The organism is Streptomyces sp. RK9 (genome assembly GCF_045070545.1).
In the GTDB taxonomy this organism is placed as follows: Bacteria; Actinomycetota; Actinomycetes; order Streptomycetales; family Streptomycetaceae; genus Streptomyces; species Streptomyces alboflavus.
Map to the genome: position 1 here is coordinate 4,653,873 of NZ_CP173703.1, position 14,721 is coordinate 4,668,593.

Genomic DNA, 14,721 nt, shown 5'->3' on the forward strand with positions numbered 1-14,721 from the left:
CTGTGGGCGTCTCCCGAGAGGCGATGCGGCCCTGGTCGGCCGGATCACGGCGTGAACGTCATCGGCGCCGAGCGTAGTTGAGCCGCGAAAAGGCCACGTCGGCGGCCCGTCCCGCGGCGGTTCTCGGGCCCGGGACGGACTGCCGACGTGGGCCGGGCTCAGCCCTGCTCCCGCTCCACCGGGAGCCACAGCTCCGCGTCCGCCTCGGTCTTGTCCGGGGACATGCGGGTGCGCAGGATCTCCGGGCCGGGGCGGCTGCGGTAGGGGTTGGACGGGAACCACTGCGTGAACACGTCCCGCCACAGCTCCTGGATGGCCTGTGGCGCGGGGCCGCTGGTGGTGAAGACCGCCCACGTACCGGCGGGGACCGGCAGGACCGTGGTGCCGTCGGGGGCGGCCGCGGAGGTGATCACCCCTTGGTAGTAGTCGAGTTCGGTGCCTTCGGCGCGGCTCGGGTCCAGGTCGTCGCAGATCGCGACGACGCCGTGCGGCTCCTGGTCCGACAGCTTCTCCAGGCCCTCCAGGGTCCCCGGGGCGATCCCGCGGACGAAGTCGATGATCGCCTGGTTCGGCCCCGAGTGCACCAAGGGCACCCGGGTCTTGAGCCCGACGACGCTGAAGTCCGGCTTGTCCACGACGCGATAGCGCATGCTGCTGCTCCCTTCGACGGTGAGACGGAAGGTCAACCGGGGCTGGGAGACGAGCGCCGCGCCGGTACGCCGGGCCTCGCCGGGGCCGACCCCGTGCATGGCGCGGAACGCCCGGGCGAACGCCTCGCCCGAGCCGTAGCCGTAGCGCACCGCGATGTCCAGCAGGGACTCGCGCCCCGCGAGCACCTCGCCGCCCGCGACGGTGAGCCGACGGCGGCGTACGTACTCGGACAGCGGCATGCCCGCGAGCGCGGAGAACATCCGGCGCAGGTGGTACTCCGAGGTGGCCGCGATCCGCGCCACCTCGGCCACGTCGACGTCCTGGTCGAGCCGCCGCTCGATGTACTCCAGGCTCTGGTTGAGACGCTCGAGCACCCCGGTCCCCTTCCTCTTTCGTGATCACCACGCTAGGCGGCGGGCAGCCGGTCCGACCCGACATCCTGTGCCCGATCGAGTCGGGTGGGCACGCGGCTCGGCGCGCGTGCGGGGAACGGTCACGGCGACCGTTCCCGGAACGGGAACCGGTGTGGTTGGTGTGGCTCAGGTGGAAAAAGCGGCTCCAGTACTCTGCCCGCGTGGACGGTACGGACAAGGTGAAGAGTCTTCCCGACTGGCGGGTGCTCGTCGTCGGGGGCGCGTCGGGGATGGGGAAGACCGGTGTCGGGCGGGCATTGGCGCGACGGTACGACGTCCCTGTCGTGGAGGTCGACGACATCGTGGAGGCCCTCCTCGCGGTGACACTGCCCGAGCACCTGCCGGAGGTCCACTTCTGGCGCACGCACCCGGAGGCCGCCCACCAGACGCCCGAGTCGGTGGTCGAACGGCAGATCGCGATCGCCGAGGCGCTGGAGCCGGCGATCGAGGCGGTGGTGGCCAACCACGTGGGCACGGACACTCCGGTGATCCTGGAAGGGGACTACGTCCTGCCCGGACCGGCGACGCCCAACGGTCCGGTCCGTGCCGTCTTCCTCCACGAGGACGACGAGGGGCAGGTGACGGCCAACTACCTGCGCCGGGAGCCGGAGGCCGGGCCGCAGCGCCATCGCGCACGTGTCAGCGTGCTGTACGGCCGGTGGCTCGCCGCGCGGGCGCAGGAGGCCGGTGTGCCGGTTGTCGGTCCGCGTCCGTGGGACGACCTGGCCGACCGTGTCGCCGAGACGGTCGAGGGACGCCTCACCTGACACCGTGGCGCCTGCACGGTCCGCCGCTGCCCAGAGCCTTCCCACGACCTCCAGACGGATGCATGTCCACGACACGCGGGCCCAGGGCTCCGCCGGGCAGCGGCATCCGGCGCCGCAGCGCCCCGTCGGCCCGCCGGGCGGCGAGCACGTCGGGGGTGGTAGAGGGTTCAAGGAACTTCGGAGTGCGCTCCGTTGCGGACACCTGCTGTCCGCGGACGCGGGGCGACCGACGTGCTGTGCGACGGCGTTGGCGGAGCCTCCGTGGCGGCGGTAGGTTCGCGCGGTGACGTTGACCAAGACGCAGGGTCTCGTGTCGATGCCCGACGAGGCGCGGGTGCGCTGGACGGCGCTGGGGGACACGGCCCGGAAGTCGGCCGTGGTCCTGCTCCATGGCGGCCCGGGGCTGCCGGACTATCTGGCCGCCGTCGCCCCCATGGTCGCGGACCTCGCGCCCGTGTACCGGTACGACCAGCGCGGCACGGGCCGGTCTCCGTGGCAGGGCCCGCACTCCCTCGCCCGGCATGTCGACGACCTCGCCGCGCTGCTCGACGCGTGGGACGTGCCCAGGGCCGTCCTCATCGGGCACTCCTACGGCACCGATCTGGCGAGCCGGTTCTGCCTGCGGCACGCCGACCGGGTCTCCGCCGTGATGCTGATGTGCGGGCCGTTCACGGGCGACTGGCGCGCCGCGTACCGGGCGGAGCGCCGCCGCCGCATGACCCCGGCCCAGCAGGAGCGGCTCCGCGCGTTGAAGGAGCTGCCGCACCGCACGGAGGGGCAGGAGATCGAGCTGCTCACGCTGTCCTGGTTCACCGACCACGCCGATCCCGTACGCGGATGGACCTGGGCCGCCGAAGGTGCCCTGAGGCGGCGCCCCGTCAACTGGTCCATGAACGCCGAACTCGGCAGGGACGGACGCGCGGATCCCCTCGACGACCACCTGGCCGAACTGCGTGCGCGCCTGCCCGCGCGGGCGGAACTCCTCGGCGGGGCCGACGACCCCCGCCCCGTGTCGGCGCTTCACTCCCTCGCGCTCCGGCTCGACCTTCCCCTGACCCGCGTCGAGGACGCGGGGCACGAGCCCTGGCTGGAGCAGCCCGACGCCGTGCGCGCGCACCTTCGGCGCTTCGTCCGCGACGCTGTGGGCGCCTGAACCGCCGGTCGGCCCCTAGGTCGTGTATCGAAAGTGACTGGTAGCGAGCTGTGGGGCATGTTCGGGAACCCGGTCGCCGGTTGTGTCGCGAACCTGCGATGGCGCCCGTCATGGATTCCTCACCGCGTGCTGATCCGGCGACCTTCCGAGGACCGGGCCGACTCGGCCCGTCCGTGTCGGACGGCCGACATCGCGGCCTGGCCCGTCTACGAGTTCCCGGCCAGGAACGGCAGGACCACGTCGGCCATCTCGTCGGGTACTTCCTCGGCGAGGTCGTGTCCGGCGTCGAAGACGTGCCCGGTGACGTCGTGGGCCATGCGCCGCATCTGGGATTCGTTGCGGTCGCCGATGAAGGCCGAACCACCGAGCGCCAGCACCGGGATGTCCAGCTTCTTCTGTGCGGCCTGCCGGTTCTGTTCGGCGTCGACGAGCATCGCCCGGTATATCGAGAGCATCGCGCGGATGCCGCCGGGCATGGAGTAGCAGCGCACGTATTCGTCGACCGCGTCGGGGGTGGCGGTGTCGGGGTGACTGCGCTCGAACTTGATCATGTAGGTGATCAGCTCGCGCTCGTGTCCGGCGATCAGCATCTCGGGTACGTCCGGCTGGAAGTAGAAGCCCAGATGCCACAGGTGCAGGCCGCCGGCGACGTTCTCGGGGGTGAGGGCGGTGTGGTCCTCGAAGCCGAAGCCGGGGAAGAGGGCCTCGGCGAACACGAGAGCGTTGACGTGGTCGCGGTGGCGGGCGGCGAGCTGGTAGCCGATCACCGCTCCCCAGTCCTCGCCGATCACGGCGTACGTCTCGTGTCCGAGGTGGGTCATCAGCTCGGCGATGTCGTCGCTCATCGTCGCGGAGTCGTAGCCGTCCGCGGGGCGGGCGGAGTCGCCGAGGCCGCGGAGGTCGGGGACGACGACGGTGTAATGGGGCGTCAGCTTCGGGACAAGGTGGCGCCAGTGGTAGCTGGTCTTGGGCACGCCGTGCAGCAGCACCACGGCGGGGCCGGACCCGGCCGTCCGGTAGTGCAGACTCGTTGCGTTGACGGTGGCACGGCCGGTGCGCAGGGGCGTTGTGGTGTGGTCGTCCATCATGACGTGGGTGCTTCCTGTCCTGGGTGGGTCGGTGCTGGGGGACGCTGTCGTCGTGGCGGGGGTGGGCGCCCCATTTTCTTGATCGATCGTTACGGATTCGGGGTACGCGAAACGCCTGGCCGAGGCCGTGGACCCCTCAGTCGAGAGCGGTCAGCGCGACGTCCACGAGGGGTTCGAGTGCGGCTGCGTCTGGCGTGATCTTCGAGGAGACCAGCAGCCCGTTGAGGAAGGTGACCAGGAACGCGGCGACCGTGTGTGGGGCGTGCCGCGCCGCGATCTCGCCCCGCTCCATGGCGGCCCGCAGCACTTCGGTCAACGCCTCCCGGCTCGCGTCCTGCATGTCGCGCACGGTGCGGCGGGTCGCCGCGTCCTGAGGCAACCGCTCGCAGACGGCATTGACGGCCAGGCAGCCTTGCCCGCCGTGCCCGACGGCGATGCGGATCCGCTCCGTCAGCAGCGTACGGATCGCCGCGCGGGCGTCCGCCCCCTCCTCCAGACTGCGCAGGGCGGCCGCGGCGAGGGTGGTGCGGTAGTGCTCCAACGCGGCCCTGTACAGGCCGTCCTTGTCGCCGAACGCCGCGTACAAGGACCCCTGTCCGATCCCCAGGTGCTGGGTCAGATCGCGCACCGAGGTCGCCTCATAGCCGCGCGTCCAGAACAGCTCCATCGCGCGGCTCACCACCGCCTCGGTGTCGAACTCCCGGGTCCTTGCCATGACTCCACCGTAACTTATCTGGATCGTGCGATCCAGAAAGCGTGATCGCGCGGTTGGTGCAGGCCCCCGCGAGCCGGGACGGTGACGCGGACGCTGTAGCGGCCCAGGCGGTTGAGGTTCACATGCCTGCACGGGGGAGCCGGAGCGTGAAGACCGTCGACCCCGGAGCGCTGGTCACGTCGATGGTGCTGTGGTGGGCCCGGATCAGGGACCGGGCGACGGCGAGGCCGAGGCCGCTGCCGCCGCGGTCGCGGGTGCGGGCCTTGTCCACGCGGTAGAAGCGGTCGAAGACCCGCTCCTGGTCGGCCGCGGGGATGCCGGGACCGGAGTCGGCGACCCGCACGACCACGGCGTCGGGGGAGACGGACAGCGTCAGCGACACCTCGGTGCCGGGCGGGGTGTGCACGGCGGCGTTGGTGAGGAGGTTGTCCAGGACCTGCCGGACGCGGAGCGGGTCGAGACGCAGCCGCACCGCCGGATCCCCGTCCACCCGCACCGTCAGCGGATGCTCGGGACGGCCCGCCCGGAACGCGTCCGCCGCCTCGTTCACCAGCCGCACCGGGTCCGTGTCCTGAAGGCGCAGCGGCGTCTCCACGTCGGCGGCGTCCAGGCGGGCGAGCAGGAGCAGGTCGTCGAGGAGGAGGCCCATCCTGGCCGCCTTGGCGCGCAGCCGTGCCAGGTGCTTGTCCCGTTCGGCGGGCTCGTTGGCGGCCGCGTACTGGAACAGGTCCGCGTAGCCGCGTACCGACATCAGGGGCGTGCGCAGCTCGTGCGACGCGTCCGCGACGAACCGGCGCAGCCGCTGCTCCGCCTCGGTGCGGACGGCGAGGGAGTCGTCGATGTGCTCCAGCATCGTGTTGAAGGCGGTGCGCAGCTCGCCGACCTCCGGGCCGCCCGCGTCGGAGTCGACGCGGACCGGAAGGCGGGCCGAGTCGGTGAAGTCGTGCGAGGTGATGCCGCGGGCCGTGTGCGCCATGTCGCTGAGCGGCTTGAGTCCGCGGCGCAGCAGGGCACGGCCCAGGACCACCAGGCCGACCAGGGCGAGCGCGAACGCGACGATCTGGACCATGAGCAGCCGGTCCATGGTCTTCTCGATGTCCTCCAGGGGCGCCGCGGTGACGAGGACGACGCCGGGGCTGACCTCACAGGCCCGCAGCCGGTAGTCGCCCTGCCCCTTGATGTGCGCGGTGCGGAACACCTCCTTCGCCCCGGAGTCGCGCTGGACCTCGGCGACGGCGGAGAGCTTCCCGGCGTCGGACGGCACCTCACTGGGCCTGCGCAGCACGGCCCGGTCGTCCGTGACGTCGTACACGGCCGTGTACCAGCGGTAGAACGGCTGCCGCTCCACCGTGCCGTGCCGCTCGGCGTCCTTGGCCTGGGTGCCCTGGACCAGCGCCATCTGGCTGTTGAGCTGCTGCTCCAGATAGTCCCGCATGTACGTCGACAGGGCGGTGCCGACGACGGCGAACACGACCAGCGCGAGCACGCCGAGGCCGAGGGCGAGGCGGGTGCCCAGGCGCATCCTGCGGTACGTCCGCGCGAACCGGCGGATCACTCGGCGACCTGTCGCACCACGTACCCGACACCCCGCACGGTGTGGATCAGCGCCGCGCCGCCGTCGTCCGGGTCGTCGAGCTTGCGGCGCAGCCGGCTGACGACCAGCTCCACGACGTTGGAGCGGCCCCCGAAGCCGTACTCCCAGACGTGGTCGAGGATCTGTGCCTTGGTGAGGACGGTCGGCGACTTGCGCATCAGGTAGCGCAGGACCTCGTACTCGGTGGGTGTGAGGGTGAGGAGCCGGTCGCCCCGCCGCACCTCGCGGGTGTCCTCGTCCATCGTCAGGTCCGACACCTGGAGCACCGAGCGCTGGAAGCCGGGACCGGAGCTGCGGCGGAGCACGGTCCGCAGGCGGGCCATCAGCTCCTCCACCGCGAACGGCTTGACCAGGTAGTCGTCGCCGCCCCGGGTCAGGCCCGCGACCCGGTCGGAGACCCCGTCCCGCGCCGTGAGGAACACCACCGGCACCATCGTCCCGGACGCCCGCAGCCGGTCGAGCACGCCGAAGCCGTCCAGGCCGGGCAGCATCAGGTCGAGCACCACGATGTCCGGCTGGAACTCCGCCGCCCGGCGCAGGGCCTCCTCGCCGGTGTGCGCGGTGACCGCGTCCCAGCCCTCGTAGCGGGCGACCGTCGCCACGAGGTCGGCGATCGGCGGGTCGTCGTCCACGACGAGAAGGCGCACTTTTTCCACCCGCCCATAGTGCGCCACGCGCCCGCGGCCACCCCAGCCGCCCACGGCACCGCGCCCACATCGATAAGCACTTGAAAGTTCAGCGACAGGAAAACGACAGCTCCCGGCGGGCAGTCTCGTAGGTCCCAGGCGCCGATCTAGGAGTTGCCGCCCGTGACGACCCTCCACCGTGTCGATCCACCCCGGACGGCGGTCCGCCCGAGAGCGGTGGCCCGCGCCGGTCTGTACGCCCTGCTCGCGGCGAACGTCGCCGTCGTGACCGTGTTCTTCGTCCAGGCCGGGTTCGCCTCGAACGCCCTCATCGTGACGGGCCGCCTCGCCGGGCTCTACGCCGCGCTCCTGATGGCCTTCCAGCTGCTGCTCGTCGCGCGGCTGCCGTTCTTCGACCGCCGCATCGGCATGGACCGGCTGACGTCCTGGCACCGCTGGGTCGGCTTCGGCCTGCTGTGGCTCCTGGTCGCGCACGGCGTCTTCATCGTCCTCGGCTACGCCCAGGCCTCGTCGATGGGACCGGTCGACCAGCTGGTCGATCTCGCGGAGACCGTCGAGGGCGTGCTGCGCGCCATCGTCGCCATGGCTCTGATCATGGTGGTCGGCGCGGTGTCCGCCCGCTGCGCCCGGCGCCGACTGGCGTACGAGACCTGGCACTTCATCCACCTCTACACCTACCTCGCGGTGGTCCTCGCCTTCACCCACCAGGTCGCGGCGGGCTCGACCTTCACGGCCTCGGCCACCGCCACGGCGTACTGGTACGGGCTGTGGGGCACGGCCCTCGGCGCGGTCCTCGTGGGGCGTGTCGTCCTGCCCGTCGGGCGCAATCTGCGCCACCGGCTGCGGGTGACGGCGGTCGTGCCGGAGTCGGACCACGTCGTCTCGATCTACGTCTCGGGCCGCGACCTGGACCGGCTGCCCGCCCGCGCCGGGCAGTTCTTCCTCTGGCGGTTCCTGACCAGGGACCGCTGGTGGCAGGCCAACCCCTTCTCCCTGTCGGCGGCGCCCGACGGCACCCACCTCAGGCTCACCGCGAAGACCGCGGGCGACGGCACGGCGGCCCTGCGCCACCTCAAGGTCGGCACCAGGGTGTTCGCCGAGGGCCCCTACGGCGCCTTCACCACGATGCACCGCACCCGCCCGGACGCCCTGCTCATCGCGGGCGGCGTCGGCATCACCCCCATGCGCGCCCTCCTCGAAGAGCTGCACGGCCACGTCGTCCTCATCTACCGCGTGGCCACCGACCAGGACGCGGTCCTCTACGCCGAGCTGACCGAGCTGGCCCACGCCAAGGGCGCCGAGCTGCACCTGGTCACCGGCCCCGCCGTCCCCGACAAGCTGGCCCCGCGCGACATCGCCACCCTCGTGCCCGACGTGGCCGACCGGGACGTCTACGTCTGCGGACCGCCCGGCATGACCACCGCCGTCCTGCGGACCCTCGGCGACCTGGGTGTCCCCAGGACCCAGATACACGCCGAGCGCTTCAGCCTGGCCGGATGACGAGGGGAACACGATGAAGCGAGCACTGCCCGTCCTGGCCCTGACCGCCGCCGCGGTGATCCCGCTGTGGCGCTACGAACCGTCCCTCGGCTCGACGACCACCGAGGCCGCCCCCGCCCCCACGCCCGCCTCGCCCTCCTCGCCCTCCTCTCCACGGGCGTCGTCCCCCGACGGCACCGTCACGAGGGCCGTCCAGGGCTCCACGGTCAACACGGAGAAAGGCCCCGTCCAGGTCGAAGTGACCTTCGAGGGCGACCGGATCAGCTCCGTACGCATGCTCAAACAGCCCAACCACCCGCAGACCACGGCCGCCGTGCCGAAACTCGTCGAGGAGACGCTGTCCGCGCAGAGCGCCGACGTCGACACGGTGTCCGGCGCGACCGTCACCAGCGACGGCTACAAGGAGTCGCTGCAGGCCGCGATCGACGCGAAGGGCGCCTGACGTGCTGCGCGTCGAACACGTCATGGGCTTCCCCGTCTCGGTGCGCGTGGACGAGGGGGCGGCCGAGCCGGAGGCCGCCGCGGACGCGGTGTTCGCGTGGCTGCGCCAGGTCGACGCGCGGTTCAGCCCGTTCAGGCCCGACAGCGAGGTGTCCCGCCTGGACCGGGGCGAGGTCCCCACCGACGAGATCAGCCCGGACCTCCTGGAGATCCTCACGCTGTGCGAGGACTACCGGGTCGCGACCCGCGGCGCCTTCGACGTCCGGCTGCCCGGGCGCGGCCTCGACCCCTGCGCGGTGGTGAAGGGCTGGTCGGTGCAGAAGGCGGCGGACATCCTCGCGGCCGCCGGGGCCACCCGGTTCTGCGTGAACGCCGGGGGAGACGTCGTCGCGTCCGGCGGGCCCTGGCGGGTCGGCGTGCGCCACCCCGAACACGCGGACCGGCTGTGCACGGTCGTGGACCTCACCGAGGGCGCGGTCGCCACGTCCGCACGGTACGAGCGCGGCGACCACATCCTCGACGGCCGCACCGGCCGTCCGGTCCGCGGCCTGCTCAGCCTGACCGTCGTGGCCGCGTCGCTGACCGAGGCGGACGCCACCGCGACGGCGGCGTTCGCGATGGGCACCGAGGGCGTCGAATGGGCCGCCTCGCGGGAGGGGTGCGAGGTGTTCGCGGTGGACGAGGGGCAGCGGGTGCTGCGGACGGCGGGGTTCCCCTTCGCCGTGTGAGGGTCGGTGCGGTCGAGCCTGGGCCCGCCGGGTGGATCGCGCCGCGCCCGTCCGGCTCAGCCGCCGGGGACGCGCCGGTCGGCCGCCTCCCAGACGCCACGGTCGCCCGACGGCTCGTACCGCACCAACGGCTGTGTACGGACGAGAAGTTCCCGCATCCCGGCCAGGTCCCCGACCACCCCGTGGGCCCGCGCCTGCACCAGGACGTTGCCGAGCGCCGCGGCCTCCGCCGGGCCCGCGACGACCGGAAGTCCGCAGGCGTCGGCGGTCAGCTGGCACAGCAGCTCGTTGCGGGTGGCGCCGCCGACGAGGTGCACGACGTCGACCGGGTGGTCGGCGAGCCGCTGGGCGCGGGCGATGGCGCGGCGGTGGGCGAGGGCGAGGGAGTCGAGGATGCAGCGGGTGGTCTCGCCGCGGGTCGACGGCGCGGGCTGCCCACCGGCACGGCAGGCGTCGGCGATCCGCTCCGGCATCCGCCCCGGCGCCAGGAACGCGGGGTCGGAGGCGTCCACGACCGACCGCGGTCCCGCCACCACGGCGGCTTCCCGCAGGAGCGGCGCGACGTCCGGCTCGGCCCAGGAGCGCATGCACTCCTGGAGCAGCCACAGCCCCATGATGTTGCGCAGATAGCGGACCGTGCCGTCGACGCCAAGCTCGTTGGTGAAGTTCGCGACCCGGCTGGACCCGGTCAGGACGGGCCCGTCGAGTTCGAGGCCCACCAGGGACCAGGTGCCGGTGCAGACGTACGCGAAGCGCTCACCCGCCGCCGCCGGGACGGCCGCCACCGCGGACGCGGTGTCGTGGGAGGCGACCGTCGTGACCGGGGCGTCGAAGCCGGTGGCCTCCCTGACGTGGGGGAGGAGCCGGCCGCCGGGATCGCCGGGGCGGCGCAGCGGGGGGAACAGGGCGAGGTCGATGCCGAGGCGGTCGGCCACCGTGTGGGCCCAGGTGCCGGTGCGGGGGTCGATGAGCTGGGTGGTGGAGGCGTTGGTCAGCTCGGTTCCCTGCTCGCCGGTCAGCCAGTGCGCGATGAGGTCCGGGATCAGCAACAGTCGTCCGGCTGCGGCCAGTTGGGCCGTGCCCTGGGCGGCGAGGAGCTGGTAGAGGGTGTTGATGGGCGAGTGCTGGATGCCGGTCGCGGCGTACAGGCGGTCGGCGGGAACCCTCGCCCACGCCGTCCGCTCCATGCCCTCGGTGCGCGCGTCGCGGTAGTGCGCGGGCTGGCCGAGGAGGCGGCCGTCGGCGTCGAGCAGGCCGTAGTCGACCCCCCACCCGTCCACGCCGACCGAGTCGACCGGGCCCGCCGCGCGCAGGCCGTCCAGGACGCCCGCGTACAGGCCGAGGACGTCCCAGCGCAGCCCTTCCGCGAGGCGCACCGGGCGGTTGGGGAAGCGGTGGGCCTCGGTGAGGTCGAGGGCGGCGGGGCCGACGCGGCCGACCATGACGCGCCCGCTGGACGCGCCCAGGTCGACCGCGGCGTAGGCCCCCGCCCGGCCGGGGCGTGCCGCGCCCGCGCCGGCCCGCCCGCGCCCGGGGCGCGCGGGCCCCTCCGCGCGGGCGCTCACCGCAGGAACGCCGCGGCGACGCCCGCGTCCACGGGCACGTGCAGGCCCGTGGTGTGCGTGAGGTCGCCGCCGGTCAGCGCGAACACCGCGTTCGCGACGTGCTCGGGAAGGACCTCCCGCTTGAGCAGGGTCCGCTGGGCGTAGAACGCGCCGAGCTCGTCCTCCTCGATGCCGTACGTCGCCGCGCGCCGCGCGCCCCAGCCGCCCGCGAAGATGCCCGAGCCGCGCACCACGCCGTCCGGATTGACGCCGTTGACGCGGATGCCGTGCTCGCCCAACTCGGCGGCGAGCAGCCGCACCTGGTGGGCCTGGTCGGCCTTGGCGGCGGAGTAGGCGATGTTGTTCGGCCCTGCGAAGACGGCGTTCTTCGAGGCGATGTACACGATGTCGCCGCCGAGGCACTGCCGCGTCATGATGCGGGCCGCCTCGCGGGAGACCAGGAAGGAACCCCGCGCCATGGTGTCGTGCTGACGGTCCCAGTCCTCGGCGGTCGTCTCCAGGAGCGGCTTGGAGACGGAGACGCCCGCGTTGTTGACGACCAGGTCCACACCGCCGAAGGCGAGCACGGTACGCCGGAACGCCTCGGCGATCTGCTCCTCGGAGGTGACGTCCACGGTGACCGCCACCGCCCGGTCCGTGTCCCCCAACTCCTCGGCGACGGCGGCCGCGTTGTCGGCGTCGCGGTCCGCGACGGCCACACAGGCGCCCGCCGCGACGAGGCGGTGCGCGATGGCCCGGCCGATGCCGCTGCCCGCGCCCGTCACCAGGGCGACCCGCGCGGCCAGCGGCTGGGGCGCGGGTGCGCGCCGCAGCTTGGCCTCCTCCAGGTCCCAGTACTCGATGCGGAACTTCTCCGACTCCTCGATGGGCGCGTACGTCGACACCGCCTCGGCGCCCCGCATCACGTTGATCGCGTTGAGGTAGAACGCACCGGCCACGCGCGCGGTCTGCTTGTCCCTGCCGAAGCTGAACATGCCGACGCCGGGCACGAGCACGATCGCGGGGTCGGCGCCGCGCATCGCGGGGGAGCCGTCGGTGGCGTGCCTGCGGTAGTACGCCGCGTAGTCCTCGCGGTAGGCCGCGTGCAGCTCCTTCAATCGCTCGGCGGCCAGGGTGAGTTCGGCGGTGGGCGGCAGGTCGAGGACGAGCGGGCGGATCTTCGTGCGCAGGAAGTGGTCGGGGCAGGAGGTGCCGAGGGCGGCGAGGCGCGGGTGCTCGGTGCGGGCCAGGAAGTCGAGGACCGGGGCCGAGTCGTCGAAGTGGCCGACCTGGGGGCGGTCCTGGGAGACCAACCCACGCAGGAGCGGCGCGAGTTCGGCGGCCCGGTGCCGGCGTTCGGCGGGCGCGAGCGGAGCGTACCCGTCGAGGAGCGCGCCGAAGGGCTCGGGCTTGCCGTGCTCTTCGAGGAACCTCTCGGCCGTGCGGATGACGTACCGGGAGTTCGCCTCGCACTCCTCGGCGGTCTCGCCCCAGGTGGTGATGCCGTGACCGCCGAGGACGCAGCCGATGGCCCGCGGATGCGCGGACTTGACCGCCGCGATGTCCAGGCCGAGCTGGAAACCGGGCCGCCGCCACGGCACCCACACCACCTTCTCGCCGAAGCACTGGGCGGTCAGCTTCTCGCCGTCGGCGGCGCACGCGAGCGCGATGCCGGAGTCGGGGTGCAGATGGTCGACGTGCGCCGCGTCCAGCAGGCCGTGCAGGGCGGTGTCGATGGACGGCGCCGCGCCCGCCCGCCCCGGGAGCCCGCCCCTGCCGTGCAGGCAGTAGTCGAAGGCGGCGACCATCTCGTCCTCGCGCTCCACTCCCGGGTACACGTCCACGAGCGCCCGCAGCCGGTCGAGGCGCAGCACGGCGAGCCCTGCCTCGGTGAGGGTGCCGAGGTCGCCGCCGGAGCCCTTGACCCACATCAGCTCGACGTCGGCGCCGGTGACGGGGTCGGTGGCGGTGGCCTTGGCGGAGGTGTTGCCCCCGGCGTAGTTGGTGGTGCGGGGATCGGCGCCGAGCCGGTTCGAGCGGGCGAGGAGGGCCGCGACCTCGGGGTGCGGTGCCATGGTCAGACCCCCCAGCCCGCCTGCTCGCCGCCCACCCGCTCGGCGGCGACGCGCTCCTGTCGACCGGAGGCGCGGTGGGCGGCGACCGGATCGGGGTCCAGGCCCTGCTCGGCGCGCAGGGCGGCGAGCAGCGGGCGGACGTCGGTGTTGTACGCGTCCATCAGGACGGCGTTCGCCTCCAGGACGTCCCCCGACGCCTGCGCCGCCGCCAGTGCGTTCCGGTCGACGAGCAGCGCCTTGGCCGCGGCCTCCTGGACGTTCATCACCGAGCGGACGACGGCGGGGACCTTGCTCTCGACGTTGTGGCACTGGTCCAGCATGAAGGCGATCCGTGAGCCGGCGTCAAGACCGCCGCCGCGCCGCACCTCGTACAGGATCCGGAACAGCTGGAAGGGGTCCGCCGCCCCCGCCATCAGGTCGTCGTCGGCGTAGAAGCGGGAGTTGAAGTCGAACGCGCCGAGCCGCCGCGCGCGCAGCAGGAACGCCACGATGAACTCGATGTTGGTGCCCGGGGCGTGGTGCCCGGTGTCCACGCAGACCTGTGCCCTGTCGCCGAGCTGGAGGCAGTGCGCGTAGGAGGTGCCCCAGTCGGGGACGTCCGTCGTGTAGAAGGCGGGTTCGAAGAGCTTGTACTCCAGGACCATCCGCTGATGGTCGCCGAGCCGGTCGTAGACGGTCCGCAGGGCCTCGGCCAGGCGGTCCTGGCGGGCTCTGATGTCGTCCTGGCCCGGGTAGTTGGTGCCGTCCGCGAACCACAGCTTCAGATCGCGTGAGCCCGTGGCGTCCATGATGTCGACGCAGTCGAGGAGGTGCGCGAGGGCCTTGCGGCGCACCTCGGGGTCGGGGTTGGTGACGGAGCCGAGTTTGTAGTCGTCGTCCTGGAAGACGTTCGCGTTGATCGTGCCCAGGCGCAGGCCGCGCTCCTCGGCGTACTTCGCGAGCGCTCCGTAGTCGTCGACCCGGTCCCAGGGGATGTGCAGGGCCACCGTCGGCGCGGCGCCGGTCAGCGCGTGCACGGTGGCGGCGTCGTCCAGCTTCTCCCGCACCGTGCGCGGGACACCGGGCTGCGCGAACACCTTGAAACGGGTGCCCGAGTTGCCGTACGCCCAGGACGGCGTCTCGACGGCCAGGCGCTCGAGCGCGGCCTGCACTGCGGCGTGATCGGTCACTTCGGCACTCCTGCGGGAACGGGGACCCCGGGCACGGCGACATGGGGGTGCCCACGGTGCGGGCGGTTGAAAACGTGTGCATGAAACGATTCATGGCTGAACCTAGGAGTGCCGGTGCGGGGCGTCAAGAGGGCGTGCACGGCAGCAATCTGCTGTACGGGAAAGCGAGTTGCGGCAGCGTAACGCTTCGCTCCGGACCTATTGACGCGAAAACCCGGCGCTGTCTACCGTCCCGG

At 72.7% G+C, this 14,721-nt stretch carries 13 protein-coding genes; 5 read left to right on the forward strand and 8 right to left on the reverse strand.

Annotated elements, in window-relative coordinates; all coding sequences use genetic code 11:
- Positions 1-158 precede the first annotated feature (158 nt).
- A complete protein-coding gene (locus tag AB6L24_RS19130; protein WP_405656701.1) occupies positions 159-1,025 on the reverse strand; it encodes a GyrI-like domain-containing protein in 867 nt (288 codons plus the stop codon).
- A gap of 200 nt (positions 1,026-1,225) precedes the next feature.
- Between AB6L24_RS19130 and AB6L24_RS19135 the strand changes: the two genes are divergently transcribed.
- Positions 1,226-1,831 carry a hypothetical protein gene (locus AB6L24_RS19135; RefSeq protein WP_405656703.1) on the forward strand — a complete coding sequence of 202 codons (606 nt, stop codon included), beginning with the start codon at positions 1,226-1,228 and terminating at the stop codon, positions 1,829-1,831.
- 283 nt (positions 1,832-2,114) lie between these two features.
- On the forward strand, positions 2,115-2,984 hold the full coding sequence (locus AB6L24_RS19140) for an alpha/beta fold hydrolase (RefSeq protein WP_405656704.1): 870 nt from the start codon (positions 2,115-2,117) through the stop codon (positions 2,982-2,984).
- A 206-nt stretch (positions 2,985-3,190) separates the two neighbouring features.
- Here AB6L24_RS19140 and AB6L24_RS19145 read toward each other — a convergent pair whose 3' ends face one another.
- The 4 genes from AB6L24_RS19145 to AB6L24_RS19160 form a co-directional block, all read right to left on the reverse strand.
- On the reverse strand, positions 3,191-4,072 hold the full coding sequence (locus AB6L24_RS19145) for an alpha/beta fold hydrolase (RefSeq protein WP_405656706.1): 882 nt from the start codon (positions 4,070-4,072) through the stop codon (positions 3,191-3,193).
- 136 nt (positions 4,073-4,208) lie between these two features.
- A complete protein-coding gene (locus tag AB6L24_RS19150) occupies positions 4,209-4,787 on the reverse strand; it encodes a TetR/AcrR family transcriptional regulator (protein ID WP_405656708.1) in 579 nt (192 codons plus the stop codon).
- 118 nt (positions 4,788-4,905) lie between these two features.
- Positions 4,906-6,342, reverse strand: a complete 1,437-nt coding sequence (locus AB6L24_RS19155; protein ID WP_405656710.1) for an ATP-binding protein — start codon at positions 6,340-6,342, stop codon at positions 4,906-4,908.
- The gene (locus AB6L24_RS19160; RefSeq protein WP_405656711.1) at positions 6,339-7,037 is read right to left on the reverse strand and encodes a response regulator transcription factor; all 699 of its coding nucleotides are present in this window, start codon (positions 7,035-7,037) and stop codon (positions 6,339-6,341) included. The genes AB6L24_RS19155 and AB6L24_RS19160 overlap by 4 nt, the downstream gene beginning before the upstream one ends.
- 153 nt (positions 7,038-7,190) lie before the next feature.
- Between AB6L24_RS19160 and AB6L24_RS19165 the strand changes: the two genes are divergently transcribed.
- From AB6L24_RS19165 to AB6L24_RS19175, 3 genes are read left to right on the forward strand one after another with little or no spacing between them, the layout of a single operon-like run.
- On the forward strand, positions 7,191-8,528 hold the full coding sequence (locus tag AB6L24_RS19165) for a ferric reductase-like transmembrane domain-containing protein (RefSeq protein WP_405656714.1): 1,338 nt from the start codon (positions 7,191-7,193) through the stop codon (positions 8,526-8,528).
- Positions 8,529-8,541: 13 nt separating this feature from the next.
- Positions 8,542-8,970, forward strand: a complete 429-nt coding sequence (locus tag AB6L24_RS19170; protein WP_405656717.1) for an FMN-binding protein — start codon at positions 8,542-8,544, stop codon at positions 8,968-8,970.
- Position 8,971: 1 nt separating this feature from the next.
- Entirely contained in the window at positions 8,972-9,697 is a 726-nt protein-coding gene (locus AB6L24_RS19175) for an FAD:protein FMN transferase (RefSeq protein WP_405656718.1), read from the forward strand.
- Positions 9,698-9,753: 56 nt separating this feature from the next.
- On the opposite strand, the gene AB6L24_RS19180 is transcribed toward AB6L24_RS19175, so the two are convergent.
- The 3 genes from AB6L24_RS19180 to rhaI all read right to left on the reverse strand — a co-directional run bounded on the left by AB6L24_RS19180 (position 9,754) and on the right by rhaI (position 14,485).
- Positions 9,754-11,139, reverse strand: coding sequence for a rhamnulokinase family protein (locus tag AB6L24_RS19180; RefSeq protein WP_405657228.1), 1,386 nt, complete (start codon positions 11,137-11,139; stop codon positions 9,754-9,756).
- Between the two features lie 119 nt (positions 11,140-11,258).
- The gene (locus AB6L24_RS19185) at positions 11,259-13,316 is read right to left on the reverse strand and encodes a bifunctional aldolase/short-chain dehydrogenase (protein ID WP_405656719.1); all 2,058 of its coding nucleotides are present in this window, start codon (positions 13,314-13,316) and stop codon (positions 11,259-11,261) included.
- A gap of 2 nt (positions 13,317-13,318) precedes the next feature.
- Positions 13,319-14,485, reverse strand: a complete 1,167-nt coding sequence (rhaI, locus tag AB6L24_RS19190; protein ID WP_405656721.1) for an L-rhamnose isomerase — start codon at positions 14,483-14,485, stop codon at positions 13,319-13,321.
- Positions 14,486-14,721: the final 236 nt, after the last annotated feature.

What these genes read in the sequence shown, in the direction of transcription:
- AB6L24_RS19145 (WP_405656706.1), bottom strand. Translation starts at nt 4,072, where the DNA reads ATGATGGACGACCACACCACAACGCCCCTGCGCACCGGCCGTGCCACC.
- AB6L24_RS19150 (WP_405656708.1), bottom strand. Translation starts at nt 4,787, where the DNA reads ATGGCAAGGACCCGGGAGTTCGACACCGAGGCGGTGGTGAGCCGCGCG.
- AB6L24_RS19170 (WP_405656717.1), top strand. Translation starts at nt 8,542, where the DNA reads ATGAAGCGAGCACTGCCCGTCCTGGCCCTGACCGCCGCCGCGGTGATC.
- AB6L24_RS19180 (WP_405657228.1), bottom strand. Translation starts at nt 11,139, where the DNA reads ATGGTCGGCCGCGTCGGCCCCGCCGCCCTCGACCTCACCGAGGCCCAC.
- AB6L24_RS19185 (WP_405656719.1), bottom strand. Translation starts at nt 13,316, where the DNA reads ATGGCACCGCACCCCGAGGTCGCGGCCCTCCTCGCCCGCTCGAACCGG.